Genomic DNA, 26,249 nt, shown 5'->3' on the forward strand with positions numbered 1-26,249 from the left:
GGCCGGGGAGCCGCTGGTGCGGCTCCCCGGTTCATTGTTCGTTTCGCTTCAGACACCGGAAACCGGACGCCTCGCGATGTCAGGCGCGCAGCGCCGCTCCGAAGCGGGATTCGGCGGCCCGCACGGCCACGTCGCGGGCCTCGGTGGCCTCCTCCTGCTTGAGCGTGCGGTCCGCGGCGCGGAACCGCAGCGCCAGCGCGAGGGACTTCTTGCCCTCGGCCAGCTGCTCACCGGAGTAGACGTCGAACAGCCGCACGTCCTCCAGCAGCTCACCGCCGCCGGAGCGCACCACCTCGACGAGTTCCGCCGCGGGCACCGCCCGGTCCACGACCAGCGCCACGTCCAGCAGCACCGGCGGGTAGGCCGAGATCGACGGCGCCGGACGCGAGTCCGGCAGCGGCAGCGCGTCCAGGTCGATCTCCATCGCGCAGGTCCGCTTCGGCAGGCCGAGCGCATCGACGACCTTCGGGTGCAGTTCACCGGCGTGGCCGACCACGGTCTCGCCGACCTTGAGCTCGGCGCAGCGGCCCGGGTGCCACGGTGCGAGATCGCCCGCGGTCACCGTCAGCTCCACCCCGGCGGCCCGCGCCACCGTGCGCGCGGCCTCCACGGCGTCGGCCCAGCCGGCCTCGCGACCCGGGCCCCACCAGCCCTGGCGCTCCCGCTTGCCGGCGAGCACGACGGCGGCGTGCACCGGCTGCGCGGGCAGGGCGGCGTTCAGCGCGGCGATCTGCTCGTCCGCCGGGCGCCGGTCCACCCCGACCTCCGGCAGCGCCGGGGGCTGCTCGGCGGGCAGCACGACCTGTCCGATGTGGAACAGCGCCAGGTCGCGGCGACCGCGGGACACGTTGCGCTGCAACGAATCCAGCAGCCCCGGCAGCAACGTCGTCGCCAGTTCGGAGCGGTCGGACTCCAGCGCGTTCAGCAGCGACAGCGCGCGGCGGCGCGGGTCGTCCTCGGCGATGCCGAGCTTGCCGAGCTCCTCGTCGCTGGTGAACGGGAACGGCAGCACCTCGACGTGGCCGTCGGCGGCCAGCGCCCGGGACACCGCGCGGCGGCGGCGCTGCTCGGGCGTGAGCCCCCGGCCGGGAGGCGCGGCGGGCAGCACCGACGGGATCGTGTGGTAGCCCTCCAGCCGCAGCACCTCCTCCACCAGGTCGGCGGGCTGCTTCAGGTCGGGCCGCCACGTCGGCGGGTGCGCGGTGACCAGGCCGACGCCCTCGTCGGAGGTGCCGACCTCGATGCGGCAGCCGATCTGCGACAACCGGCGCGCGGTGACACCGCGCTCGTAGAGCACGCCCGCGATCTTGTCCGGCAGCGCCAGCGGCATCGTCACCGCGGGCGGCGCCAGCGGCGCCCCCACGTCGGTGCGGCCCTGCGCGATGCGGCCCTCGCCGTAGCGCACCAGCAGCTGCGCGGCCAGCTCGGCGGCCACCGGGGCGACCGCCGGGTCCACGGTGCGCTCGAAGCGCTTGCCCGCCTCGCTGGGCAGCTTGTGCCTGCGGATGGTGCGGGCGATGCTCGCCGGGTCCCAGTTCGCCGCTTCCAGCAGCACGTCGTGGGTCTCGGGACCGATCTCGGTGCTGGCCCCGCCCATCACGCCGGCGAGGCTCACCGGACCGGACTCGTCGCAGATCACGACGTCGTCCGGGTCCAGCTCGCGCCGCACGTCGTCGAGCGTGGTCAGCTCCTCGCCCTCGGCGGCGCGGCGGACCACCACGTCACCGGTGAGCTTCGAGGCGTCCCACGCGTGCAGCGGCTGGCCCAGCTCCAGCATCACGTAGTTCGTGACGTCCACCGACAGCGAGATCGAGCGGATCCCGGCCAGCGCCAGCCTGCGCCGCATCCACCACGGCGTCGGCGCCGTCGGGTCCACGCCGGTCACCCGGCGGAACACGAACCGGGAGCACGCCTGTTCGTCCTCGATGCGGACCGCGCGGGACTCCCGTTCGTCCTCCGGCACCGGCATCGAGGCCGGGTCGCCGAACGGGACCTCCAGCGCGTTGGACAGCTCGCGGGCCAGACCGCGCACCGAGAAGCAGTAACCCCGGTCCGGCGTGATCGACAGCTCGATCACCGCATCGTCCAGGCCCACCAGCTCGGTGGCGTCCGCGCCCGGGTCGGCGACACCCGCAGGCAGCACCAGGATGCCGTCGTGGTCCTCGCCGATGCCCAGCTCCTTGGCCGAGCAGATCATGCCGTCGCTGACGCGCCCGTAGGTCTTGCGGGACGCGATCTCGAACCCGCCGGGCAGGACCGTGCCAGGCATGGCCACGACCACGAGGTTGCCCTCGGTGAAGTTCGTCGCGCCGCACACGATGCCCTGGGTGCGCCGCTCGCCGTCCTCGTCGTCGCCGACCTCCACCCGGCAGAACCGGATGGGCTTCTTGAAGCCGGTCAGCTCTTCGATCTCGGCCACGCGGCCGACCACCAGCGGGCCGCTCACCTGCGACAGGTGGGCGACCTCCTCGACCTCCAGCCCGATCCGGACGAAGGCCTCCGCCAGCGTGTCGGCGGTGGTGTCCGCGGGCAGCTCCAGGTGCTCGGCCAGCCAGGAAACCGGAATCCGCACTTGCTCAGGTCCTTCTCTCTCGCAGCGGGACGGTGATCAGGAGTCGATGCCGAACGGTTCGGTGAACCGCACGTCGCCCTCGGTCATGTCGCGCATGTCGGGAATGCCGTTGCGGAACTGCAGGGTGCGCTCCAGGCCCATGCCGAACGCGAACCCGGTGTGCTTGGTCGGGTCGATGCCGCAGGCGCGCAGCACGTTCGGGTCGACCATGCCGCAGCCGCCCCACTCGACCCAGCCCGCGCCGCCCTTCTTCTGCGGGAACCACACGTCCAGCTCCGCGGAGGGCTCGGTGAACGGGAAGAAGCTCGGGCGCAGCCGCGTCGCCGACTCCGGGCCGAACATGGCGCGGGCGAACGCGTCCAGCGTGCCCTTCAGGTGCGCCATCGTCAGGCCCTCGTCCACCGCCAGGCCCTCGACCTGGTGGAACACCGGGGTGTGGGTGGCGTCGAGCTCGTCGGTGCGGAACGTGCGGCCCGGGCACACCAGGTACACCGGCAGCTCGCGGCTCAGCATCGACCGGATCTGCACCGGCGAGGTGTGCGTGCGCAGCACCAGCCCCGAGTCCTCCGGGCCCACGTGGAACGTGTCCTGCATGGTGCGCGCCGGGTGGTCCTTGCCGAAGTTCAACGCGTCGAAGTTGAACCACTCGGCTTCCAGCTCGGGGCCGTCGGCGACCTCCCAGCCCATCGCGACGAACACGTCGCTGACGTGCTCGGTGAGCTGGGTGATCGGGTGCCGGGCACCCGCGGGGACCCGGCCCGAGGGCAGGGTGACGTCCACGGATTCCTCGCGCAGGACCTTCTCGTCGCGCTCGGCCTGCAGCACAGCGCGGCGCTCGTCGAACGCGCCCTGAATCGCCTGCCGGGCCTCGTTGACGCGCTTGCCCGCTTCGGACCTGGCCTTCGGCGGCAGCGCGCCGATCTCCCGGCGGGCCGTCAGCAGCGGCGAACGCTCCCCCAGGTGCGCGGGCTTCGCGGCGGCCAGCTCGTCGAGGTCCGCGGCCTCCTCGAACCCCTTGCGGGCTTCGACGACGGCGCGGTCGAGCGTCTCCGGCGCGAGCGCGGCGACCTCCTTGGGGTCGTACGAGTCGTTGGCTCCAGACATCGTTACTGCATGACTCCCGTCATTCGTCAGGCGACACTTGTCAGGCGTGACAAGCACGGCGTGACCCGCCCGGCATGACCATTTCGTCCGGCCCGCCCACCGGGCTCCCGATGGGCCTGCACCTGCTGGGTGACCTGCGGATGCGTGCCGCAGCCGTTCGAGTCTAAGCGACCCGGTCGAGCGCTTTTCGCGCAGCCGCGTTCCTGGGCGTGTTCACCCGCGCGAGAGTCGACTACCCGCGGTGCCGCTGGGCCCGCGCGGAGGCGTACAGGCAGACCGCGGCGGCGGTGGCCAGGTTCAGGCTCTCCGCACCGCCGTAGATCGGCACCCGCAGCGTCGCGTCCAGTTCGGCGAGGACCTCCGGCGGCAGGCCGTGGGCCTCGCTGCCGAACACCCACGCCGTCGGAGCCGCCAGTTCCCCGGCCACCGACGCCGTGTCCAGGTCGCCCTCGGCGTACCCGTCGGCGCCGACCAGGCGCAGGCCCGCGGCGCGGCAGGCCGCGAGCACCGCAGGCGCGTCCCGGTCCCGCGCCACCGGCAGGTGGAACACGCTGCCCGTGGACGCGCGCACCGCCTTGCCGTTGTACGGGTCCACGGTGTCGCCCGCGAACAGCACCGCCCCCGCGCCCGCGGCGTCGGCGACCCGCACCACCGTCCCCGCGTTGCCCGGGTCGGAGATGCCCAGCAGCACCGCCACCAGCGGCGGCCGCTCGGCCAGCGCCTCGGCGGGTGTCGTGGTGGGCAGCGCGCACTGCGCGACCAGCCCTTGCGGGGTGACGGTCTCCGACAGCGAGGCCGCGGCCCGGTCGGTCACCACGTGCAGCGGGACGTCGACCTCGGGCAGCTTCGCCGCCTGTTCCTCGGTGGCGAACAGCGCGCGCACCTCGGCCCGGCCCGCGGCGTGCGCGTTGAGCGCCTCGCCGACCGCCTGCGCGCCCTCCGCGAGGAAGGCGCCCGCCCGGTCCCGGCCGGCGCGGCGGGTGAGCTTGCGCGCGACAACGACCCGGGACGATCGCTCCGTCAGCGGAGGTGTCCCGGGCCGTTGCTGCTCGTGCGTGCCCTCGGTGATCAGGCCGCACCTTCCGGCAGGTGCTTCTTGGCGACGTCCACCAGCGCGGCGAAGGCCTGCGGGTCGCGGACCGCGAGGTCCGCCATGATCTTCCGGTCCACCTCGACGTCGGCGGCCTTCAGGCCCTGCACGAAGCGGTTGTAGGAGAGGCCGTTCTGCCGGGTCGCCGCGTTGATGCGGGTGATCCACAGCTTCCGGAACTCACCCTTGCGGGCGCGCCGGTCGCGGTAGGCGTAGACGTTCGAGTGGAGCGTCTGCTCCTTGGCCTTGCGGTACAGCCGGGAGCGCTGGCCGCGGTAACCGCTGGCCTGCTCGAGAATGCTGCGGCGCTTCTTCTGGGCGTTCACTGCCCGCTTGACGCGTGCCACGGGTCCGTCCTGTCGATCTCATCGGGGGCGGCGGACCGCCCTGGGGGGCTGGGAGCGCTGGAGAGCCTGAGCGCCGCGTTGCGCGGCGCCGGGCTCAGCGGCCCAGGAGCTTGTTGATGCGCTTGACGTCGTTCTTGGCGACGGCCTCGGTGCCCTCCAGGCGACGGGTCACCCGGCTGGACTTCTTCTCCAGGATGTGGCGACGACCCGCCTGCTCGCGGCGGAGCTTGCCACTGCCGGTGACCCGGAAGCGCTTCGCGGTCCCGCTGTGGGTCTTGTTCTTCGGCATCTCTCAATCCTTCTCATACGGGGTCCGCCGCGGAGCGGGCTCCACGGCGGACCTGATCGGCCCTTGCACCCGACCGGCGCCGGCAACCGACCAGGCATCGGCGGGGCCCCGGCTCGATCGGCCGGGGCGGCACCCGATGCGTCCGGTGGCCTTACGCGGTCGCCTTCGGCTTGGTCTTGTTCGTCTTGTGCGGCGCCAGGACCATGATCATGTTCCGGCCGTCCTGCTTCGGGTTGGCCTCGATGAACCCCAGTTCGGCGACGTCGTCGGCCAGCCGCTGCAACAGACGAAAGCCCAGCTCGGGACGCGACTGCTCACGACCGCGGAACATGATCGTCACCTTGACCTTGTGACCCTGGCCGAGGAAGCGGGTGACGTGACCCTTCTTCGTCTCGTAGTCGTGCGGGTCGATCTTCGGCCGGAGCTTCTGCTCCTTGATGACGGTCTGCTGCTGGTTGCGGCGCGATTCGCGAGCCTTCTGCGCACTCTCGTACTTGAACTTGCCGTAGTCCATGAGCTTGCAGACCGGCGGGCGCGCCTGCGGGGCGACCTCGACAAGGTCCAGATCCGCTTCCTGCGCCAGGCGGAGCGCGTCCTCGATGCGGACGATGCCGACCTGTTCGCCGTTCGGTCCGACCAAGCGGACTTCGGGCACGCGGATGCGGTCGTTGATGCGCGTCTCCGTGCTGATGGGGCCTCCTCGGTTCGATGCTTCGGTCTTTCTGCAGCCTCGGCGCGTGAAGCTCGCCCCTGGACGTGCAGTAGTCCCGCGGGAATTCCGGATGCACCGGAACCGCGAGACCCTACTCCTACCGATCGAACCGGTACCGCAATACCGCTCGCACCACCGGCGTACCGCCGGTGGGACCGGACCCGGCGGCCTGAGAGTCGGCTGCACGGGTGGGAGCGGGGCTCCACTTTGCCGCCCCCGACTGCGCGGGGGCTGGTCGCTCATGTCAGGGTACCAGTCGTGAACGAAGCGCAGCCGACCCCGCCCCCCGAAAGCACTCCGGACCAGGGCTCGGGATCGAGCTCGCCCGCCGAGGCGGACTTCGGCACCAACGTCCGCGAGCTCGTGGATGTTCCCAGCGTCGAGGTCATCAGCCGCGCCGCGGTGATGCTGATGTCCTCCGCCGCCGAGAAGCTCGGCCTGGGCGACGAGGATCCGGACACCGCACCGAGCCGCGACCTGGACGAGGCGCGGCGGCTGATCACCGCGCTGGCCGGCCTGGTCACCGCCTCCGTCGAGTACCTGGGCCTGCACGCCGCGCCGATCCGGGACGGCCTGCAGAGCCTGCAGCGCGCGTTCCGCGAGGCCAGCGCCGTGCCCGACGCGCCCGGCCAGGGGCCCGGCGAGAAGTACACCGGCCCGGTGCACTGACCCCGGTCAGCTCCCCCCGTAGTAGGGGTGGGTGAGCCGGTCCCGATCGTCGACCAGGCCGCGCACCTGCTCCTTGGTGTGCCCGGTGACCGCGTCGCGGACGGCCTCGCCGACGGCTTCCCGAGCGGAGTAGCGGACCGCGGTCTCGTCGTCGGCGTCGTGGTCCAGCCACAGCGAGACGAACACCATCGTCTCCTGGTCGGGTTCCAGCAGACCTTCAGCCACCGAGTCCAGCACGCCCTGCGCGGTGCCGACCTGGCAGGCGCCGAGGATCAGCGCCGCGGTCCGGCCGGAGGCGGCCACCTCGTGCCCGACCAGCAGCGTCGGCGGTTGCACTGCCACGCAGGCGTGCGGGGCGTCGCCCACCGAGACCAGGATCGGCGCGAGCCGCTCGGTGGGGACCGTGAGCGTGGTGAGCAATCCGGCGGCGGTGGTGCCACCGCGGCGGGCCAGCACCACGATCACCCGGCAGCCGTTGGGTTTCCGCCCGCCCCAGCCCTGCGCGAGCCGGCCGTCCAGGTCGCCGAACGTGGTCATGCACGCCCTCCTTGACCAACCGCGCCGGCCAGGGCCGGACGGACCGGGTGACTGATCGACACCCTCCGAGCACCGCACCCGGTTGTCAAGGCCGGGTGCGGTGAGCGGTCGTCCGGCCGCGACCGGCTTCCGGAAGGCCCGCGCGGCCTTCAGCCCGGCTGGTCCCCGGAACGGAGCAACCCGCCCGGTCAGTCCCCGAGGACGGCGAGCGCGTCGATCTCGACGAGCAGCCCCGGCGGCAGGCCGACGTAGACGGTGGTGCGGGCCGGGTAGGGCTCGCCGACGACCCGGGCGTAGGTCTCGTTCATCTCGGCGAACTGGGAGACGTCGGTCAGGTAGACGCGCAGCATGATCACGTCCTCCAGGCCGGCGCCCGCGGCCTCCAGCACGGCGATGACGTTGCGCAGCGCGCGCTCGGTCTGCTCCGGCACGCCACCGGCGACGATCTCCCCGGTGGCCGGGTCGACCGGGGTCTGCCCGGAGACCTGCACGATGTTGCCCTTGCGCACGCCCGGGGACAGCGGGATGTGCGGCGGCGGGGTGGGTGCGGCGTCGCTGGTGATGATCTGCCTGGGCATGGTTCCTCCTGCGCTCGGGCGGTCTGGCGGGCGGCGCGGAATTCGTCTGGACCACCGCGCCTCCGGTGGGCTTATCATCTCCCGATCACTTCGCGCTCGTCGCACTGGAGGCGCTTTGTCCCCGACCACTCCCGGCATCGACGACCAGGCCGTGTCCGCCCTGCGGCAGGACGTGCTCGACTGGCGGTACAAGGGCCTGCCGAGCGGGGCGTCCGGCAGCACCGCGGCGGAGTTCCTGGCGACCCGGCCGACGCTGTCCGGCTCGGGGTTCACCGGCCCGGTGCTGGTGCTGGACGAGGCCGCGCTGGAGCACAACCTCTCGACGATGGCCCGGTGGTGCGAGCGGCACGGGGTGCTGCTCGCCCCGCACGGGAAGACGACGATGGCGCCGCGGCTGTTCCAGCGCCAGCTCCAGCACGGCGCCTGGGGCATCACCGCGGCGAACGTCGCGCAGCTGCGGGTGTACCGGGCGTTCGGGGTGCGGCGGGTGCTGCTGGCGAACCAGCTGCTGGACCCGGACGGGCTGCGATGGCTGAGCGGCGAGCTGGACCGGGACCCGGAGTTCGAGTTCAGCTGCTGGGCCGATTCGGTGGCCGGGGTGGAGCTGATGGCGGCCTCCTGGACCGGCGAGCGTCCGCTGGACGTGCTGGTCGAGCTCGGCTGGGCGGGCGCCCGGACCGGGGTGCGGTCGGTCGAGCGGGGCGTCGAGGTGGCGCGGGCCGTCGCGGCGAGCCCGCGGCTGCGGCTGGCCGGGGTCGCCGGGTACGAGGGCGCCGCCGCGCACGGCACCGGGGACGACGCCCTGGCCACCGTGGACGACTACCTGGCCCGGCTGCGGGAGCTCGTCGGCGAGGTCGAGCGCGCCGGGCTGTTCGAGACCGCGGAGATCATCGTCTCCGGCGGCGGCAGCGCCTACTTCGACCAGGTCGCCGAATCCCTCGCGGCGCCGTGGCCCACCAGCGCCCGGGTGCTGCCGGTCCTGCGCAGCGGCGCCTACCTGACGCACGACGACGGGCTGTACCGCCGCAACTCCCCCTTCGGCCGGGCGCACCGGCTCGCCGGGGACGAGTCGCCGTTCCGGCCCGCGATGCGGGTCTGGGCGCAGGTCACCTCCCGGCCCGAGCCCGGGCTGGCGCTGGCCACGGTGGGCCGCCGGGACGTGTCGTTCGACCAGGACCTGCCCGAACCGCAGGTGGTGCGCGGCGCGGACGGGGTCGTGCGGGAGCTGACCGGGTGCGCGGTCACCTCGCTCGCCGACCAGCACGCGTTCCTGCGCGTCCCCGAGGACGGGCCGCGGATCGGCGACTGGGTGGGGTTCGGGTTGTCGCACCCGTGCACGGTCTTCGACAAGTGGCGGTTAATCCCGGTGGTGGACGGGGACAGCGTGGTCGATCTGGTGCACACCTTCTTCTGAGCCTGCGGAGGTCGGGATGGACGGGGTCTTCGAGGGCGCGACGGTCGTCGACGGCAGCGGGGCGCCCCGCTACCGCGCCGACGTGGCGGTGGCGGGCGAGCGGATCACCGAGATCGCCGCTCCCGGGACGCTCGGCGGGCGGGAGGTCGTCGACGCGGACGGGCTGGTGCTCGCGCCGGGCTTCATCGACATGCACTCGCACTCCGACCTGCAGATCCTCGCCGAACCGGACCACCTGGCGAAGGTCTCGCAAGGGGTCACGCTGGAAGTGCTCGGCCAGGACGGGTTGTCCTACGCGCCGGTCGACGACGCGACGCTGGCCGCGGTGCGCGCCCAGATCGCCGGGTGGAACGACGATCCGCCCGGGTTCGACTGGAACTGGCGCGGCGTCGGCGAGTACCTGGACCGGCTCGACGCCGGGATCGCCGTCAACGCCGCCTACCTGGTGCCGCACGGGACGCTGCGGATGCTGTGCGTCGGCCACGACGACCGGCCCGCCACCGGGGCCGAGCTGGACCGGATGCGGCGGGTGCTGGCGGAGTCGCTGGACGAGGGCGCGGTGGGGATGTCCTCCGGGCTGACCTACACGCCGGGCATGTACGCCTCGGAGGCCGAGCTCACCGAGCTGTGCCGGGTGGTGGCCGCGCACGGCGGGTTCCACAGCCCGCACCACCGCAGCTACGGGGCGGGCGCGCTCACCGCCTACGCGGAGATGATCGAGGTGAGCCGGGCGTCCGGCTGCCCGCTGCACCTGGCGCACGCGACGATGAACTTCGAGGTCAACCGGGGGCGGGCCGGGGACCTGCTGGGGCTGGTGGATTCGGCGCTGCACGCGGGCGCGGACATCACGCTGGACAGCTACCCGTACCTGCCGGGCGCGACCTCGCTGCACGCGCTGCTGCCGAGCTGGGTCGCCGAAGGCGGCGTGGAGGCCACGCTGGAGCGGCTGCGCGACCCCGAGCTGCGGGTGCGGATCCGGCACGACATGGAGGTCAGCGGCTCCGACGGCTGCCACGGGGTGCCGATCGACTGGTCCGCCATCGAGATCAACGGGGTGCGCGACGCCGAGCGCAACGGGCACCTGGTCGGGCTCAGCATCGCCGAATCGGCGCGGCGGACCGGCACGACGCCCGGCGAGGTGTTCTTCGAGGTGCTGCTCTCGGAGCGGCTCGGCACCTCCTGCCTGATGCACGTCGGCCACGAGGAGAACGTCCGCGCGATCATGCGCCACCCCGCGCACACCGGCGGCAGCGACGGGCTGCTCGTCGGCGACCGGCCGCACCCGCGCGCGTGGGGGACGTTCCCGCGCTACCTGGGGCACTACGTGCGGGAGCTGGGCGTGCTGAGCCTGGAGGAGTGCGTCCAGCACCTCACCTCGCGTCCCGCCGACCGGCTCCGGCTGCCGGACCGCGGCCGCGTCCGGGAAGGCGCGATCGCCGACCTGGTGCTGTTCGACCCGGACACCATCGCCGACACCGCCACCTTCGACCGGCCGCGCAGCACCGCGACGGGCGTGCACCGGGTGCTGGTCAACGGGGTGCCGGTCCTCGACTCCGGGCGGCGCACCGGCGCGCTGCCCGGCCGTGCGGTGCGCCGCACACCTTGACACCACAAGGGAGTCCACTGTGGATGGTTTAGTGCACTGGTTGCAGCACGACACCGCGGGTCTGCTCACGTTGTGCGCGGCGGGGATCGCCGCCCTGCTGCTGATGATCATCCGGTTCCGGGTGGAACCGTTCATCGCCTTGATCATCACCGGGCTGCTGCTGGCGCTCGTCGCCGGAGTGCCCGTCACCGACCTCGTCGGTTCCGCGCAGAAGAGCAGCGAATCCCTGCTGGAGAGCGGTTTCGGCAGCATCCTCGGGCACATCACCGCCATCGTCGGGCTCGGTGCCGTGCTCGGCGCCGTGCTGGAGGCCTCCGGTGGCGCGCAGCTGCTCACCCGCAGGCTGCTGGCCGCGTTCGGGGAGAACCGGGCGCCGCTGGCGATGGGGCTGTCCGGGCTGCTGTTCGGCATCCCGGTGTTCTTCGACATCGGCATCTTCGTGCTCGCACCGCTCGTCTACAGCGCGGCGCGCCAAGGCGGGCGGTCGATCCTGCTGTACTGCCTGCCGCTGGTCGCCGGCCTGTCCATGACGCACGCGTTCCTGCCGCCGCACCCCGGGCCGGTGGTGGCCGCCGGGCTGCTCGGCGTGGACCTCGGCTGGGTCATCCTGATGGGGCTGGCGTGCGGGATCCCCGCGTTCGTCGTCTCCGGTGTGCTGTTCCCCGCCTGGATCGGCAAGCGGCTGCACGTGGACGTGCCGGACACCGCGCCGCCCGCGGAACTCGGCTCCGCTCCCGGCGACGAGCCGAAGCTCGGCGTGGTCGCGCTGGTCATCGGGTTGCCGATGCTGCTGATCCTCGGCGGGACGTTCGCCAGCATCACGCTGCCGCCCGGGGCGGCGCTGGACGTGCTGACGTTCCTGGGCAACCCGGTGGTGGCGCTGACCATCGCGGTGCTGATCGCGTTCTGGCTGCTGGGCACCAAGCGCGGGCTGACCGGGCCGGACCTGGCGACGCTGACCTCGACCGCGCTGCGGCCGCTGGGCATGATCCTGCTGGTCGTCGGCGCGGGCGGGTTCTTCGGCAAGGTGCTCGCCGAGACCGGTGTCGGCGAAGCGCTCGCCGGCACCCTGGAGGCGTCCGGGCTGCCGCTGATCGCCTCGGCCTACGTGATCAGCTCCGGGCTGCGGATCGCGCAGGGCTCGGCGACCGTGGCGATCGTGACCACCGGCGGGATCGTGGCGCCGCTGGTGGCCGGGCTCGGGTACTCGCAGCCGCAGCTGGCGCTGATCGCCGTGGCCATCGCCGCCGGTTCGATCATCGCCTCGCACGTCAACGACGCGGGGTTCTGGATCATCTCCCGGTACTTCGGGATCTCGACGAAGGACACGCTCAAGACCTGGACGGTGCTGGAGACGATCCTGTCCGTCACCGGGTTCGCGATGGCGGCGCTGCTGAGTCTGGTCGTGTAGCCGGTGTCGATCGGTGGCGGCCCGGGTATCCCGGGGCCGCCACCTCGATGCTTCCCGCCGGGTAGCAGAAGACCTTGCGGGTGCGTACCCCTCGGCGGATAGCTTCGGCGGCGACCGGACACGACGGGAAAGGGACCATGAGCGACAAGACCATGCGCGCCATCAGCCAGGACCGGTTCGGCGGACCGGAGGTGCTGCACGAGACCACCGCACCCCGGCCCGCGCCGCTGCCCACCGAGGTGCTGGTGCGCGTCGTGTCCGCCGGGGTCAACCCGGTGGACTGGAAGACCCGCGAGGGCGGCGGGATGGCCGGAGTGCTCGGCGAACCGCCGTTCGTGCTCGGCTGGGACGTCTCCGGCGTCGTCGAGGAGATCGGCTTCGGCGTGCACACGCTGGAGGTCGGTGACGAGGTCTACGGCATGCCGTGGTTCCCGCGCCGGGCCGGGGCCTACGCCGAGTACGTGACCGCGCCCGCGCGGCAGTTCACCCGCAAGCCGGTGGGCCTGGACCACGACCACTCGGCCGGGGTGCCGCTGGCCGCGCTCACGGCCTGGCAGAGCCTCGTGGACCTGGCCGGGGTCACCCGCGGGCAGCGGGTGCTGGTGCACGCCGCGTCCGGCGGGGTCGGGCACTTCGCCGTGCAGTTCGCCGCGCACGCGGGCGCGCACGTGATCGGCACGGCGAGCGCCGCCAAGCAGGACTGGGTGCGGGAGCTCGGCGCCGCCGAGGTGATCGACTACCGCGCCGCGCGGTTCGAGGAGGAGACCGGCGAGATCGACGTGGTGCTGGACCTCGTCGGCGACGGGATCGACCGGACCAGCACCCGCTCGCTGGACGTGCTCAAGCCGGGCGGGCTGCTGATCGCGGTGCCGTCCGGGGTAGCGCCGGAGCTGCTCGACCTCGCCCGGGAGCGCGGGGTGCGCGCCACCGGCTACCTGGTGGAACCGGACGGGCCCGCGCTGAGCACCATCGCCGGGCTCATCGACGACGGAACGGTGCGCACCCGGATCGACGAGGTGCTGCCGCTGGCCGAGGCCGCCGAGGCGCACCGCCGCGGCGAGCAGGGGCACGTGCACGGCAAACAAGTACTACACGTCGAGTCCTGAACTGCTGCCCCTTCCGCTGCTGCGAGGCACGGCGGGAAGCGGAACCTCAGCGGCGCCCTCGCTGCGGGATCGTTTTCACAGGTGGCTCCGCCACATGAGAAAACGCTGTCCTCGCGAGGACGCCGCTGAGAACCCGCGGGTGGTCGGCTTGCTCTGGTGGTCGGCAGTTCAGCGGCTTCGCCGCTGACAAGAAACTGACACGATCTGCCGGGGGGTCAAAGACGGGCAGTCAGTGATCTCCTCGCCGCGCTGTCCTCGCGATCCCGCAGCGAGCACGCCGAGTTGAAAGGCCCGGGGACGATTGGGCCATTGTGGTCTAGTCCATTGTCGAGGCATGGGGTGAGATGGGCGCCGATGCACCCGATCGAGGAGAGCACCGTGTCCGGACCTGACCACGCCCAGCAGCCGAACTCCTTGCCCGCGAATTCCCTGCCCGCGCGCGCCCTGCGCCGCCGCGGCTTCCTGGGCTTGCTCGCCGGTGTGAGCGCGCTGCCGCTGCTGCCCGCCGCCGGTGCCCGCGCGACGCCCGGAGCCGCCACCACCACCGCTTACGTCGGCAGCATGAGCTCCACCGGCGGGCGCGGCTTCGAGGTCGCCGCCTTCGACGCCGCCACCGGGAAGCTCACCGCCACCACCGCCGTCGACGGCGTGCCGGACGCCTCGTTCTTCGCCACCTCCGCCGACGGCCGCGTCCTCTACACCACCAACGAGCTGGAGCAGGGCTCGGTCACCGCGCTCGACATCACCGACCCGGCCGCGCCCGCCGTGCTCGGCAGCACCCCCACCGGCGGCGCCGGGCCGACGCACCTCGCCGTGCACCCGGCGGGGCACCTGCTCGCGGCGAACTACACCGACGGCACCGTCTCGGTGCACCCGCTCGACGCGGACGGGCGCATCGGCGACGCCACCGACCTGGTGCGCCACGACGCCGCCGAACCGCACGCCCACCAGGTGCTCGTCGCGCCGGACGACGAGCTGGTGGTCGCCGTGGACCTCGGTGCGGACGCGGTGTTCGTGTACGCGCTGGAGGGCGGGAAGCTCGCGCAGCGGCAACGCCTCGACCTGCCCACCGGGACCGGGCCGCGCCACCTCGCCTGGCACCCGGACGGGAACCGCGCCTACCTGCTCGCCGAGCTCGCCTCGACGATCACGGTGCTCGACTGGGACGGCGCCGCCTTCACCGCCGGGCAGGTCATCGGCACCCGCGACGAAGGCGCGGCCGGGGAGAACTTCCCCGCCGAGATCGCCATCACCGGCGACGGCGCGCACGTGTACGCCTCCAACCGGGGCGACGACGCGATCGCCGTGTTCGCGGTGCGGGAGGACGGGCTGGAGCGCGTCGGCAGCACCCCCACCGGCGGGCAGTGGCCGCGGCACTTCGCGTTCGCCCCCGACGGTGCGGCGCTGCACGTGGTGAACCAGCACTCCGGCACCATCACCCGGCTGCCCCGCGACCCCGGGACCGGCCTGCTCTCCCCCGCCGAGGAGTCCGGCGCCTTCGCCTCGGCGGTGGTGCTCGCGTTCGCGCCCTGACCGGTCGGTGGACGCCGGATCGGTCCACGGATGCGGCCGAACGAGCGAAGCCGCGCGGGCTGAGTGGCGAGAACCCGCATCCGCGCGGCGCACACCTCCCCCCGGACAGGTGAGATCGCTACTCTGAGTGGTTCGCTTCGGCGGCATCGAGGGGGTTCGCGATGAGCGAGAACAGCACCATCCCGGTCAAGGAGTTGCGCTCGGTCATCGGGTCGCGGTGGCGGCGCCCCCGCCTGCTCACCGCGGTCGGCGACCAGCCGATGTTCCACCTGGTCCGGCCGGACCGGCCGGACGACCTGACCGCCCAGCTCGGCGGTCACCTCGGCAGCGGGGTGCCGCACGTGCTGATCAGCGCGGACCAGCCGCTGCCGGAGAACGACCTGGACCGCTCGGTGCTGATGCGGGAACAGCTCCTGGACAAGGTCGCGCTCGGCCTCGGCGGGCACGACTCGCGGCGTTGGCAGGGGGGATCCGCTTCCACCGCTACGCCCTGGCGAGCTACCTGCTGCAGCACGAGCTGGAACCGCCCGAGCCGGACGAGGTGCCGAACCGGCAGGCCCGCGCCCTGCTGCGGACCTACGCGCGCAGCCGGCTGCTCCGGCTCAAGAGCCGTAGCGCGGAGCCCGACGGAGCGGGTTCGCGGTTCGACGCGGCCGCCACCCGCGTCGAACCGCTCGCCCTGCCCTGGTACCTGGCGTTGCCGTCGCTGGTGCTGTTCTACCTCCTGCCGCCCGTGATCCAGCGCGGTGTGGTGTTGCGCAGGCCCGCACGGTGGTTCCTGCGCCAGCACTACCTCTCGCCGCGCGAATCGGCGGACTTCGCGAGCTTCGCGCAACGGCTGCTGACCACCCCGTCGGTGCACGAGAACGCCCTCCAGGTGCGCAAGTTCCTGGTGCACGCGCTGCTGGAAGACCTCGCCGACGCCTACGCGCGCCGGGTGTGGCGGTGGCGCTGGATGCGGCGCGACAACTACCCGGTGCTGCTCCTGCAGGGCGTCACACCGGGCACCACCGGAGAACTGCTCATCCGGCTGATCAACGACGTGCGCAACGAGACCGGAGCTTGGGACCCGCTGCTGGTCGTGGCCAGCGGGACCGAGGAGCTGCCGCACGACGACCCACCGGCCGAACCGCTCACGGTGCAGGGCTGGCAGCACCGGCTGCAGGAGGCCAGGCGCAAGCGCTCCCCCACCGCCTGGTACCTGCCGATCCGGGTGGAGGACCCACCGACCGATGTGGAACCGCGCCCCGCGTTCCCGCGCGGCCAGTTCCCGATCCGGACCACCCGCGCCCGGATCCTCCGCTTCGTGCCCGTGGCGATCGCGGGTGTCGTGGTGCTCGGGGCCGGAACCTGGTACCTGCACGAGTGGAACGCGCACTGCCGCACCCTGCTGCCGTGGACGGAGCCCGGCCTCAGCCGAATCGACCCGGACGGATTCGGCGGCGCGCGGGGGGAGTGCGTGGGCGTGTCGGCCGGATACATGTTCTCCCCGCCGGAGAACGCGGACGACAAGACCCGCGAGGAACTGCTCGGATTGCAGGACAGGGTCCGCGAACTCAACGCCGCGGCCGAGGAACGGCACCGCAACGAGCCCGAGCTCCCCTACCCGACCATCGTCTACTTCAGCGTCCTGACCACCTCGAATTCCGATTCGACGACGCTGGCGGCAGCGTTGGAGGAACTGCGCGGAGTCGTCGACGCCCAGAACCGGTCGCGCCTGGCCCGGCTCCCGATGCGGGTCGTCATCGCCAACGGTGGCGAGGAGATGCGCCACGGCGCCGAGGTCGCGGAGCGGATCGGAGAGCTCGCCCGCGCCGCCGAAGCGGAGAACATCGCCGCGCGGGGCGAATCGACCCGGTCCGGGACGGCCCGGGAGGCGACGTCACCCGTCGTCGGCGTCGTCGGTCTCGGCGGCAGCCGGAAGACCACCAAGGAAGCGATCTCCGTGCTCGGCAGGCACGGGCTGCCGAGCATCGGGATCACCACCTCCGAGGACCACATGTGGAAGTCGAGCAAGCTCTACTTCCAGATCGCGCCACCGAACCGCGACCAGGCCCGGGTCGTCGGTGAATACCTCCAGCACCACGTCGAGGCACGTCCGCGCCGGGTGATCATCTTCAAGGATCCCGGCGACGACTACAGCGTGAACCTCGCCGAGGACCTGCACCACGAGCTCACCGCGAACCGCGGCATCGCCGCCGACACGACCGACGATCTGGCGGAACTGGAATTCGCGTGCGGACGGGACTCGGTGGTGTTCTTCGCGGGCCGCTCCGAACAGCTCAACGAACTGCTGACCCGGGACAGGTGCGACCCCGGCAACCCCGCGCGGCTGATCGCGGGCGACGACGTCACCAAGTACGTGCTCAACCGGCGGGTGTCCAACCCCGATGCTCCTCGCCCGCAGCTCGACTACGTGTCGTTCAACAAGCTCCCGCACGCGGAACGTGCGGACGACGACGCAGACCAGGGACGTTCCGCGCTGGCCCGGGACGCGATAGACCTCCTGAGCACCGCCATCAACCAGTTCAAGGACGATCCGCTGCCGCTGACCGGGATCACCACGTGGAACGAGCTGTCGCACGTCGGGGGCATGTCGCGCGCGACCACCGGCGCGATCGTGTACGACCCCACCGGGTCCGATCCGTCGAAGCGCCAGGTGCCGGTGAACAAGGCGATCACGATCGAGCACATCGACTCCGCCGGGCGGAGCAGGACGCTGCTGGTGTGCGGTGACCACCAGGCCAACGACAACAGGCCCGCCGGGTGCACCTGGCTCGGCGGCTGAGTCCCGTGCCACCCGGTTCGAGGCCGGGTGGCACGGGTCCGCTCACCCCTCCGCGAGGATCGGGGCCAGGAAGCGGCCCGTGTAGCTCTCCTCGACTTCGGCGACCTGCTCCGGAGTCCCCTGGGCGACGAGGGTGCCGCCGCCGGAACCGCCCTCGGGGCCGAGGTCGAGCAGCCAGTCGGAGGCCTTGATGACGTCCAGGTTGTGCTCGATGACGATCACCGTGTTGCCCTTGTCCACCAGGCCGTTGACCACGCCGAGCAGCTTGCGGATGTCCTCGAAGTGCAGGCCCGTCGTCGGCTCGTCGAGGATGTAGACGGTCTGGCCGGTGGAGCGCTTCTGCAGCTCGCTGGCCAGCTTCACCCGCTGCGCCTCGCCGCCGGACAGGGTCGGCGCCGGCTGGCCGAGCCGCACGTAGCCGAGCCCGACGTCCACCAGGGTGCTCAGGTAGCGGTGGATCGACTTGATCGGCTCGAAGAACTCGGCGGCCTGCTCGATCGGCAGGTCCAGCACCTCGGCGATCGACTTGCCCTTGTAGTGCACTTCCAGGGTCTCGCGGTTGTAGCGGGCGCCCTTGCACACCTCGCACGGCACGTACACGTCCGGCAGGAAGTTCATCTCGATCTTCAGCGTGCCGTCGCCCGCGCACGCCTCGCAGCGCCCGCCCTTGACGTTGAACGAGAACCGGCCCGGCTGGTAGCCGCGGACCTTCGCCTCGGTGGTCTCGGCGAACAGCTTGCGGATGCGGTCGAACACGCCGGTGTAGGTGGCCGGGTTGGACCGCGGGGTGCGGCCGATCGCGGACTGGTCGACCTGCACGAGCTTGTCCACCAGGTCCACGCCCTTGATCCGGGTGTGCCTGCCCGGCACCTGCCGCGCGCCGTTGAGCTTGTTCGCCAGCACCGAGGCGAGGATGTCGTTGACCAGCGTGGACTTCCCGGAACCGGACACGCCGGTGACCGAGACCAGGCAGCCCAGCGGGAACGACACGTCGATCTTGCGGAGGTTGTGCTCGCGGGCGCCGACCACGGTCAGCTGCCGCTTCGGGTCGCGCTTGCGCCGCGCCGCGGGCATCGGGATGGCCTTGCGCCGGGCCAGGTAGTCGCCGGTCAGCGAGGACTCGTTGTCCAGCAGCTCCTTGTACGGGCCGCTGTGCACGACCTTCCCGCCGTGCTCGCCCGCGCCGGGGCCGATGTCGACCACCCAGTCGGCGCTGCGCACGGTGTCCTCGTCGTGCTCGACGACGATGAGCGTGTTGCCCAGGTCCCGCAGCCTGCTCAGCGTCTCCAGCAGCCGGTGGTTGTCCCGCTGGTGCAGGCCGATCGACGGCTCGTCCAGCACGTACAGCACGCCGACCAGGCCGGAACCGATCTGGGTGGCGAGCCGGATGCGCTGCGCCTCACCGCCGGAGAGGGTGCCCGCCGCGCGGGACAGCGACAGGTAGTCCAAGCCCACGTCGAGCAGGAATCCGAGCCGGGCCTGCACCTCCTTGAGCACCCGGCCCGCGATCATCTCCTCGCGGTGGCCCAGCACCAGCGAGTTCAGGAACGACGCGCACTCGCGCACGCTCAGCGCGCTCACCTCGGCGATGGACAGCTCGCCGTGCGCCGGGTTCTCCATGGTGACCGCGAGGATCTCCGGCTTCAGCCGGGTCCCGTCGCACGCGGGGCACGGCACGTCCCGCATGTAGCCCTCGTACTTCTCGCGGGCGTAGTCCGACTCGGTCTGCTCCAGGCGCCGCTCCAAAAACGGGATGACGCCCTCGTAGGAGGCGTAGTAGGAGCGCTGCCGCCCGTAGCGGTTCTTGTACCGCACGTGCACCTGGTCGTCGGTGCCGTGCAGCACCGCCTTCTTCACCTTGGTGGGCAACCGGTTCCACGGGGTGTCCATCCGGAACCCGACCGATTCGGACAGCGAGGTGAGCAGCCGGGTGAAGTACTCGGCGGTGTGCCCGCCGGCCCACGGCGCGATGGCGCCCTCGCCGAGGGACAGCTCCTCGTCGGGCACCACGAGTTCCGGGTCGACCTCCTTGCGGATGCCGAGACCGGCGCACTCGGTGCAGGCGCCGTACGGGGAGTTGAACGAGAACGAGCGCGGCTCCAGCTCGTCCACGCCCAGCGGGTGGCCGTTCGGGCAGGCCAGGTTCTCGGAGAACTTCCGCTCCCGCTCCGGGGAGTCCTCGTCGACGTCGACGAACTCCAGCAGCACCAGCCCGTCGGCGAGCCGCAGCGCGGTCTCCACCGAGTCGGTGAGCCGCTGCTTCGCGTTCGCCTTGACGGTGAGCCGGTCGACCACGACGGCGATGTCGTGCTTCTCCTGCTTCTTCAGCTTCGGCGGGGACTCCAGCTGGTACACCTCGCCGTCCACCCTCGCCCGGGCGTAGCCCTGCGACTGCAGCTGCTCGAAGAGGTCGACGTACTCGCCCTTGCGGCCGCGGATGACCGGCGCCAGCACCTGGAACTTGGTGCGCTCCGGCATCGCCAGCACCTGGTCGACGATCTGCTGCGGGGTCTGCTTGCTGATCGGTTCGCCGCAGGTCGGGCAGTGCGGTTTGCCCGCGCGGGCGTACAGCAGCCGCAGGTAGTCGTAGACCTCGGTGATGGTGCCCACCGTGGAGCGCGGGTTGCGGCTGGTCGACTTCTGGTCGATGGACACCGCCGGGGACAAGCCTTCGATGAAGTCCACGTCGGGCTTGTCCATCTGCCCCAGGAACTGCCGCGCGTACGCCGACAGCGACTCCACGTAGCGGCGCTGGCCCTCGGCGAAGATGGTGTCGAAGGCCAGGCTGGACTTTCCGGAGCCGGACAGACCGGTGAACACGATCAGGCTGTCGCGCGGCAGGTCGATGTCGATCCCGCGCAGGTTGTGCTCGCGGGCGCCGCGGACGACGAGGCGGTCGGCCACTGTGATCCTTTCGGAAGTTCTCGCCGGTTCGGTGGACGCGCCCGCCGGCACCGGGCCACGGCATCGGTCACCGCAGGCCCGCGGGCGACTCGGACGGGGTTCCCCACCGCAGCGCCGGGTCGTCGTGCCCGTGCGGGGTGGAGCCCCTGGTCGGCCCGGCGTGATTCGGGCGCGGGCGCAGCACCGAGGGTATCGGCGCGGCCGCGCTCAGCGGTGTTCGGACGTCGCGCGGCCATGCTATGCCGCACCCCCGACAGTTCCGCGTCGCCCCTGGTCACGCCCTGCTCAGGGGTGCAACGCGCAGCGGCGCGCAGTATTCCGGGCCGCCCCCTAGCACGCCTGTGCGCGACCATACGCAAATTCCCCCGGATTGGGCACTGTCGGGGGACGCGCCTGTACCCCTACTCTCGGGTACTCCCCTGCCGTGTCCGGAGAATTTCCTGCACACATCAAGGAATCCGATGGCTGACACCGTTCTCGGCGCCGGCGGCACCCCCGTGCCCGCCGGAGCCGCGCACTCGACCGAACAGGTCACCGCCGCCCTGTCCGCGATCGAACGCAGCACGCAGCGCCTGCTCCAGGTGAGCGAGGAGCTGGACGACGCGAGCGTGCGACGGCCCAGCCTGCTGCCGGGCTGGACCCGCGCGCACGTGCTCACCCACCTGGCCCGCAACGCCGACGGGCTGCTGAACCTGCTGATCTGGGCCAGGACCGGCGCCGAGCACCCCATGTACGCCAGCCCCGCCGACCGCGACGCCGACATCCAGGAGGGTGCGGTGCGCGGGCACCGGCTGCTGGTGGAGGACGTGGTGGCCTCGCACGGCCGGTTCGCGCACGCCGTCCGCACCCTGCCCGCCTCGGCGTGGGACGCGGAGGTCGTGGGCCGCGAACCGATGCCCGCCCACCACGTGCTGCGCAAGCGGCTGCTGGAGCTGTGGGTGCACCTGGTGGACCTCGACGGCGGCGTCGGCTTCGACGAGGTCCCCGAAGCGGACGCCGAGCAGCTGCTGGAGGACGTGGTGCAGCAGTTCGGGGGCAGGCCCGACGTGCCCGCGGTGACGGTGGTGGTCGACTTCGACGACGGCCGCACCCGCACCTGGGAGCTGCGCGGCACCACCTCCCCGCCCGCCCAGGTGCGCGGGCGCCCCGGCCCGATGCTCGGCTGGCTGCTCGGCCGCACCGGTCCCGAGCCGCTGGAAGGGGACGCCCCGGCGCTGCCGGTGTGGTTGTGAGGGGCGGCGCCGCCGAGCGATACGCTTCGCACGTGGAGGCATACGAGCAGTACACCGGCCATGTCGAACCCGGCGGCGCCCCCGCCAAGCGGGTCCTGGACGCGTTGACCATCACCAAGGTGTCGGTCGGCCCGATGGACAACAACGCATACCTGCTGACCTGCCGCGGCACCGGGGACGCGCTGCTGATCGACGCGGCGAACGATTCGGAGCGGCTCGCCGACCTGCTGGGGCACGACGACGACCGGCCGCGGCTGCGCACCATCGTCACCACCCACCAGCACGGCGACCACTGGCAGGCGCTGGGCGCGGTCGCGGGCCAGACCGGCTGCTACACGCTGGCGCACCCCGCCGACGCCGGGGAACTGCCGGTGCCGCCGGACCGCCTGGTGAACCACGGCGACGTGGTGCCCGTCGGCGACGCCGAGCTGCAGGTCATCCACCTGCGCGGGCACACGCCCGGCTCGATCGCGCTGCTGTACCGGGACCCGGCCGGGCACCCGCACCTGTTCACCGGGGACTCGCTGTTCCCCGGCGGCGTCGGCAAGACCGGCTCGCCGGAGGACTTCACCTCGCTGCTCGACGACGTGGAGAACCGGATCTTCGCCGAGCTCCCGGACGACACCTGGTTCTACCCGGGCCACGGCGACGACTCGACCCTCGGCGAGCAGCGCCCCCACCTCGCGGAGTGGCGCGAACGCGGCTGGTGAACCGACCCGCGGAGCGGGCCGCCCGGATCTCGGGACGGCCCGCTTCGCGCAAGCGCGAGCGAACGACCGATGCGTTCCTCACCGGCCACGGTCCAGGGACACCGCGAGAACCGTGCCGTCAGACCCGACGGAGACGGCGTCGCGAGCGAACTCCTCATCGAGGATGCCGTTCCGCCAACGCTCCTCGACTCCGGGTGCCGAACGCAGGTACGAACCGAGCCGCTGACCCGCGAGCTGCTCGTACAATCCGGATTCGAGGCCGCGGTGCACCACGAACCGCCCGCCATCCGGCAGTGGAAGCACCGAGCGGGTACCCATCACGTGCAGGCCGCCGCCGAGATCGAACGCCGTGGCCGCGTCGTCGCCCGAGGCCGAGCTCTGCTCGTCGAGGCCGGTGAACCCCCCGCGTGGAGGAGGAGGCCGGTACGCGGCCGCAGTCCGGCCCGCACCCGCGAACAGCAATGCCGAGGCCGCGCCGAAACGCGCGAGCGCGTGGGAGAACCACTTCTGGCTCGCCTGCGGGATTGTGAGAACCCTCGCTTCTGCAGGAAAGGACGTATCGGACTCCTCGACATCGACAGGAAGTGTCCGGTCGAACAGGGCCAGCTCGTCGACGGCGTCGTCCTGCTGTTCGGATCCCGGCCGTTCGGACGTGAACGGTTCCGGAACCTCGCCTAGTTCCTCGTTCAACTCGCGTTCCAGCTCGTCGGCGCTACCCGACCACAGCTCGTCCTCTCCCGGAGGGTCGAGCACGTGCACGGTGATGCCGGACTGCCGTAGACACGACGCGACCATGAGTGACGGCAGGCAACCGCGACCAGCGATCTCCACCGACCGGACCTGCACGCACGCCTTCGCCAGTTGATCGACCGCGAGCGACTCGTTGCCGTGATTGCCCTTGCACTCCAGGACTACGATCTTGACCGCGCCACCGTTGCGCGGGTGGCCGATCAGGAAGTAGTCCGGGCGAACTCGGACACCGCTCGCCTGGCGCACCGCCCCCACTCCGGGAATCCCCGAGCGGAGCGCGACGTCGGCATCCACTGCCTGAAAGTCCAATCCGGGATACTGCTCGCTCAGCACATGCCGAGCGACGAACAACGCCAGCCCGATACCCAGGTATTCGGATTGGGCGACCTTGTGGTGGTGCACAACGGAACTGGCCGCCGTGGCCGACAACGTCATGCGCCCGCGGTGCGGGGCGAGGGTCGCGCAGTAGCGGAGCTGCGCCCACAGCCTCGCCGCGTCAGCGAAGACCGGATCGTCGAAGAAGGTGGTCGCGACCCCGACCTCCCGCAGAACGTGGACCGGGGCGGTGGGCAGCACGTCCGGGACTGTCACCGGAACGGGCCACTTGCGGAACCGGAAGATCTGCTTCTGCTCTTTCCGCTCGAAGCGAAGCGCCGCCCGATTCACCTTGTCGACCAGTTCCCGCGATGAGACCAGAGTCAGATTCCCCGAGATGCTGAGCGCACGCATCACCGCACCGAAATCCATGGATCCCCGTCCTCCCCGATCAGATGGGACGCTACGACGGCTCGCACAACACCAACAAGATCCGCTACGGACGACCACCGATCTGGCGGCCGCTCGATCAGAGCAGTCCGATGCCCCGCCGATCCGGGTCTCATCGCGGCCCGCCCTGTCGGACGGCGGCCGGTGATCCTAGGCTCGGTGGATGGCGAGGTACTACGACGTGCACCCGGACAACCCGCAGCGCCGCACGCTCGGCCAGGCGGTCGACCTCATCCGGTCCGGCGGGGTGATCGCGTATCCCACCGACTCCTGCTTCGCCCTCGGGACCGGGCTGGACAACAAGGACGGCGTGGAGCGGATCAAGACCATCCGCAAGCTCGACGACCGGCACCACTTCACGCTGGTGTGCGAGAACTTCGCGCAGCTGGGCCAGTTCGTGCACATCGACAACTCGGTGTTCCGGGCGATCAAGGCCAGCACTCCCGGCAGCTACACCTTCATCCTCCCCGCCACCAAGGAGGTGCCGCGGCGGTTGATGCACCCGAAGAAGAAGACGGTCGGCATCCGCATCCCGCAGCACGTCACCGCGCAGGCGCTGCTGGCGCAGCTCGGCGAACCGCTGCTGTCGAGCACGCTGCTGCTGCCCGACGAGGAGGAGCCGCTCACCCAGGGCTGGGACATCAAGGAACGGCTGGACCACGAGGTGGACGCGGTGCTGGACTCCGGCGACTGCGGCACCGAACCGACCACGGTCGTCGACTTCTCCAGCGGCGAGGCGGAGGTCGTGCGGTACGGCGCGGGGGACCCCGAGCGGTTCGAGTGAACCGGCGTCCGGCGGGCTGGCATGCTGATCGGCATGCGGGTGCTCGTCGTCGAAGATGAACGTCGTGTGGCGGAGGCGCTGCGCACGGGGCTGGAAGCCGAGGGCTGGGCGGTGGACGTCACCGGCGACGGTCTCGATGCGCTGCGGCTCGCCGCCGACACCGAGTACGCGGCGATCCTGCTGGACATCATGCTGCCCGGCCTCAACGGCTACCGGGTGTGCGAGCGGCTGCGCGCGGCGGAGGACTGGACGCCGATCATCATGCTCACCGCGAAGGACGGGGAGTACGACGAGGCGGACGCGCTGGACTCGGGCGCCGACGACTACGTGACGAAGCCGTTCTCGTACGTGGTGCTGCTGGCCCGGCTGCGCAACGCGATCCGGCGCCGCGCCACGGCCCGGCCGCCGCTGCTGCGCGTCGGGGACCTGGTGCTGGACCCGGCGCGGCGCAGCTGCGCTCGCGGCGACCAGGACATCTCGTTGACCAGCAAGGAATTCGCGGTGCTGGAGCTGCTGGCGCGCGGCGGCGGGCAGGTGGTGTCCAAGCGGCGGCTGCTGGAGAGCGGCTGGGACTTCGCCGCCGACCCGGACGTGAACCTGGTCGAGGTGCACATCAGCGCGCTGCGCCGCAAGATCGACAACCCGTTCGGGCGGCGCAGCATCCGGACCGTGCGCGGGCACGGCTACCGGCTCGTGCCGGACCGCGGCGAGGGCTGACCGGGCGCACGGCGACGCGCCGGGCGCGGACCCCCACGTCCGCACCCGGCGCGCCCGGCCCGGGACCGTCCTCCCGGGAACCGCTCCCGGCCGCGACGGCCGGCCCTGATCAGCCGATCGGCGCGACGCCCGGCGCGGGCACCGGGATGCCCGGCGCGTCCGAGGGGACACCGGGACGGCCCGGCTCGGTCGGCAGCGGCGGGATCGTGTCGCCCGGCGCGGGCACGGTCTCGGAGGGCGGGCCGTCCGGGATGCACGGGACGGTGTCATCGGCCTGCGCGGCCGCGACTCCCTCCACCGGCGGCACACCCGGCTCACCCGACGGGATGCACTCGATCGGCGCGGGCACGCCCTCGGCAGGCGGGCCGCCCGGGATGCACGGCACGGTGTCGTCCGCCCCGCGGTCCTGGCTCGGTGCCACGCCCGGCGCACCGGACGGAACGCCCTCGACCGGGGGAACGCCCGGCTCGCCTGCGGGGATGCATTCGATGGGCTCGCCCTGCACCGGGGCGGGGACCGGTGTCGCGGAGGCCGCGAAGGCCGTGCCCGCGCCGCCGAGCCCGAGCACCAGGGCACCGGCCGCGAGGGCGGCGGCCCGAACGATTCGCGTCTGTCGCATCTGTGGAGAACT

22 protein-coding genes are annotated in these 26,249 nt (G+C 72.1%); 11 read left to right on the forward strand and 11 right to left on the reverse strand.

All coding sequences use genetic code 11. The annotated features are described in order from the left end of the window. Window positions 1-79 precede the first annotated feature (79 nt). The 6 genes from pheT to infC all read right to left on the reverse strand — a co-directional run bounded on the left by pheT (window position 80) and on the right by infC (window position 6,093). On the reverse strand, window positions 80-2,572 hold the full coding sequence (pheT, locus tag H1226_RS18615; RefSeq protein ID WP_258341870.1) for a phenylalanine--tRNA ligase subunit beta: 2,493 nt from the start codon (window positions 2,570-2,572) through the stop codon (window positions 80-82). A 36-nt stretch (window positions 2,573-2,608) separates the two neighbouring features. Then, window positions 2,609-3,676: a phenylalanine--tRNA ligase subunit alpha gene (gene pheS / locus H1226_RS18620; RefSeq protein ID WP_258341871.1), complete on the reverse strand. Its 1,068-nt coding sequence runs from the start codon at window positions 3,674-3,676 to the stop codon at window positions 2,609-2,611. 232 nt (window positions 3,677-3,908) lie between these two features. Beyond that, window positions 3,909-4,745: a TrmH family RNA methyltransferase gene (locus H1226_RS18625; protein WP_258349449.1), complete on the reverse strand. Its 837-nt coding sequence runs from the start codon at window positions 4,743-4,745 to the stop codon at window positions 3,909-3,911. After that, window positions 4,745-5,113: a 50S ribosomal protein L20 gene (gene rplT / locus H1226_RS18630; protein WP_224960147.1), complete on the reverse strand. Its 369-nt coding sequence runs from the start codon at window positions 5,111-5,113 to the stop codon at window positions 4,745-4,747. The genes H1226_RS18625 and rplT overlap by 1 nt, the downstream gene beginning before the upstream one ends. Before the next feature lie 94 nt (window positions 5,114-5,207). Further along, window positions 5,208-5,402: a 50S ribosomal protein L35 gene (gene rpmI / locus H1226_RS18635; RefSeq protein ID WP_224960145.1), complete on the reverse strand. Its 195-nt coding sequence runs from the start codon at window positions 5,400-5,402 to the stop codon at window positions 5,208-5,210. A gap of 151 nt (window positions 5,403-5,553) precedes the next feature. Continuing rightward, entirely contained in the window at window positions 5,554-6,093 is a 540-nt protein-coding gene (gene infC, locus H1226_RS18640; RefSeq protein ID WP_184485502.1) for a translation initiation factor IF-3, read from the reverse strand. Between the two features lie 384 nt (window positions 6,094-6,477). Between infC and H1226_RS18645 the strand changes: the two genes are divergently transcribed. Continuing rightward, complete coding sequence (locus H1226_RS18645) at window positions 6,478-6,783, forward strand: DUF1844 domain-containing protein (protein ID WP_224960157.1); 306 nt, start codon at window positions 6,478-6,480, stop codon at window positions 6,781-6,783. 6 nt (window positions 6,784-6,789) lie between these two features. Here H1226_RS18645 and H1226_RS18650 read toward each other — a convergent pair whose 3' ends face one another. Both H1226_RS18650 and H1226_RS18655 read right to left on the reverse strand, forming a co-directional pair. Then, the gene (locus tag H1226_RS18650) at window positions 6,790-7,320 is read right to left on the reverse strand and encodes a formaldehyde-activating enzyme (RefSeq protein ID WP_224960143.1); all 531 of its coding nucleotides are present in this window, start codon (window positions 7,318-7,320) and stop codon (window positions 6,790-6,792) included. 188 nt (window positions 7,321-7,508) lie between these two features. Then, window positions 7,509-7,898, reverse strand: a complete 390-nt coding sequence (locus H1226_RS18655; protein ID WP_258341872.1) for a RidA family protein — start codon at window positions 7,896-7,898, stop codon at window positions 7,509-7,511. A gap of 115 nt (window positions 7,899-8,013) precedes the next feature. Here H1226_RS18655 and H1226_RS18660 point away from each other — a divergent pair, with 115 nt between their 5' ends. The 6 genes from H1226_RS18660 (at window position 8,014) to H1226_RS18685 (ending at window position 17,756) form a co-directional block, all read left to right on the forward strand. Next, window positions 8,014-9,312: an amino acid deaminase gene (locus tag H1226_RS18660; RefSeq protein ID WP_258341873.1), complete on the forward strand. Its 1,299-nt coding sequence runs from the start codon at window positions 8,014-8,016 to the stop codon at window positions 9,310-9,312. Window positions 9,313-9,328: 16 nt separating this feature from the next. Next, window positions 9,329-10,918: an N-acyl-D-amino-acid deacylase family protein gene (locus tag H1226_RS18665; RefSeq protein WP_258341874.1), complete on the forward strand. Its 1,590-nt coding sequence runs from the start codon at window positions 9,329-9,331 to the stop codon at window positions 10,916-10,918. 19 nt (window positions 10,919-10,937) lie between these two features. Further along, on the forward strand, window positions 10,938-12,329 hold the full coding sequence (locus H1226_RS18670) for a GntP family permease (RefSeq protein ID WP_258341875.1): 1,392 nt from the start codon (window positions 10,938-10,940) through the stop codon (window positions 12,327-12,329). A 152-nt stretch (window positions 12,330-12,481) separates the two neighbouring features. Continuing rightward, on the forward strand, window positions 12,482-13,435 hold the full coding sequence (locus H1226_RS18675) for an NADP-dependent oxidoreductase (RefSeq protein WP_258349450.1): 954 nt from the start codon (window positions 12,482-12,484) through the stop codon (window positions 13,433-13,435). 378 nt (window positions 13,436-13,813) lie between these two features. Further along, complete coding sequence (locus H1226_RS18680) at window positions 13,814-14,968, forward strand: lactonase family protein (RefSeq protein WP_258341876.1); 1,155 nt, start codon at window positions 13,814-13,816, stop codon at window positions 14,966-14,968. 457 nt (window positions 14,969-15,425) lie between these two features. Further along, a complete protein-coding gene (locus tag H1226_RS18685; RefSeq protein WP_258341877.1) occupies window positions 15,426-17,756 on the forward strand; it encodes a type 1 periplasmic-binding domain-containing protein in 2,331 nt (776 codons plus the stop codon). Window positions 17,757-17,798: 42 nt separating this feature from the next. Here H1226_RS18685 and uvrA read toward each other — a convergent pair whose 3' ends face one another. Then, entirely contained in the window at window positions 17,799-20,660 is a 2,862-nt protein-coding gene (gene uvrA / locus H1226_RS18690) for an excinuclease ABC subunit UvrA (RefSeq protein WP_224960134.1), read from the reverse strand. Window positions 20,661-21,121: 461 nt separating this feature from the next. On the opposite strand from uvrA, the gene H1226_RS18695 reads away from it, so the two are divergent. Continuing rightward, the gene (locus H1226_RS18695; RefSeq protein WP_224967211.1) at window positions 21,122-21,892 is read left to right on the forward strand and encodes a maleylpyruvate isomerase family mycothiol-dependent enzyme; all 771 of its coding nucleotides are present in this window, start codon (window positions 21,122-21,124) and stop codon (window positions 21,890-21,892) included. A 32-nt stretch (window positions 21,893-21,924) separates the two neighbouring features. Beyond that, window positions 21,925-22,602, forward strand: coding sequence for an MBL fold metallo-hydrolase (locus H1226_RS18700; RefSeq protein WP_258341878.1), 678 nt, complete (start codon window positions 21,925-21,927; stop codon window positions 22,600-22,602). Window positions 22,603-22,680: 78 nt separating this feature from the next. On the opposite strand, the gene H1226_RS18705 is transcribed toward H1226_RS18700, so the two are convergent. Then, on the reverse strand, window positions 22,681-24,099 hold the full coding sequence (locus H1226_RS18705; protein WP_258341879.1) for a hypothetical protein: 1,419 nt from the start codon (window positions 24,097-24,099) through the stop codon (window positions 22,681-22,683). 181 nt (window positions 24,100-24,280) lie between these two features. Between H1226_RS18705 and H1226_RS18710 the strand changes: the two genes are divergently transcribed. Both H1226_RS18710 and H1226_RS18715 read left to right on the forward strand, forming a co-directional pair. Continuing rightward, on the forward strand, window positions 24,281-24,901 hold the full coding sequence (locus tag H1226_RS18710) for an L-threonylcarbamoyladenylate synthase (protein WP_224960126.1): 621 nt from the start codon (window positions 24,281-24,283) through the stop codon (window positions 24,899-24,901). Between the two features lie 33 nt (window positions 24,902-24,934). Further along, the gene (locus tag H1226_RS18715) at window positions 24,935-25,618 is read left to right on the forward strand and encodes a response regulator transcription factor (protein ID WP_258349451.1); all 684 of its coding nucleotides are present in this window, start codon (window positions 24,935-24,937) and stop codon (window positions 25,616-25,618) included. Between the two features lie 109 nt (window positions 25,619-25,727). Here H1226_RS18715 and H1226_RS18720 read toward each other — a convergent pair whose 3' ends face one another. Continuing rightward, window positions 25,728-26,237: a hypothetical protein gene (locus H1226_RS18720; RefSeq protein ID WP_258341880.1), complete on the reverse strand. Its 510-nt coding sequence runs from the start codon at window positions 26,235-26,237 to the stop codon at window positions 25,728-25,730. Between the last annotated feature and the right edge of the window lie 12 nt (window positions 26,238-26,249).

Origin of the sequence: Saccharopolyspora gregorii (genome assembly GCF_024734405.1) — a bacterium.
In the GTDB taxonomy this organism is placed as follows: Bacteria; Actinomycetota; Actinomycetes; order Mycobacteriales; family Pseudonocardiaceae; genus Saccharopolyspora_C; species Saccharopolyspora_C gregorii.

Coding starts and splice junctions, on each gene's coding strand:
- H1226_RS18665 (WP_258341874.1), top strand. CDS start 9,329: ATGGACGGGGTCTTCGAGGGCGCGACGGTCGTCGACGGCAGCGGGGCG.
- H1226_RS18650 (WP_224960143.1), bottom strand. CDS start 7,320: ATGACCACGTTCGGCGACCTGGACGGCCGGCTCGCGCAGGGCTGGGGC.
- H1226_RS18710 (WP_224960126.1), top strand. CDS start 24,281: ATGGCGAGGTACTACGACGTGCACCCGGACAACCCGCAGCGCCGCACG.
- pheS (WP_258341871.1), bottom strand. CDS start 3,676: ATGTCTGGAGCCAACGACTCGTACGACCCCAAGGAGGTCGCCGCGCTC.
- H1226_RS18655 (WP_258341872.1), bottom strand. CDS start 7,898: ATGCCCAGGCAGATCATCACCAGCGACGCCGCACCCACCCCGCCGCCG.
- rpmI (WP_224960145.1), bottom strand. CDS start 5,402: ATGCCGAAGAACAAGACCCACAGCGGGACCGCGAAGCGCTTCCGGGTC.
- H1226_RS18675 (WP_258349450.1), top strand. CDS start 12,482: ATGCGCGCCATCAGCCAGGACCGGTTCGGCGGACCGGAGGTGCTGCAC.
- H1226_RS18705 (WP_258341879.1), bottom strand. CDS start 24,099: ATGGATTTCGGTGCGGTGATGCGTGCGCTCAGCATCTCGGGGAATCTG.
- H1226_RS18695 (WP_224967211.1), top strand. CDS start 21,122: ATGGCTGACACCGTTCTCGGCGCCGGCGGCACCCCCGTGCCCGCCGGA.
- H1226_RS18715 (WP_258349451.1), top strand. CDS start 24,935: ATGCGGGTGCTCGTCGTCGAAGATGAACGTCGTGTGGCGGAGGCGCTG.
- H1226_RS18720 (WP_258341880.1), bottom strand. CDS start 26,237: ATGCGACAGACGCGAATCGTTCGGGCCGCCGCCCTCGCGGCCGGTGCC.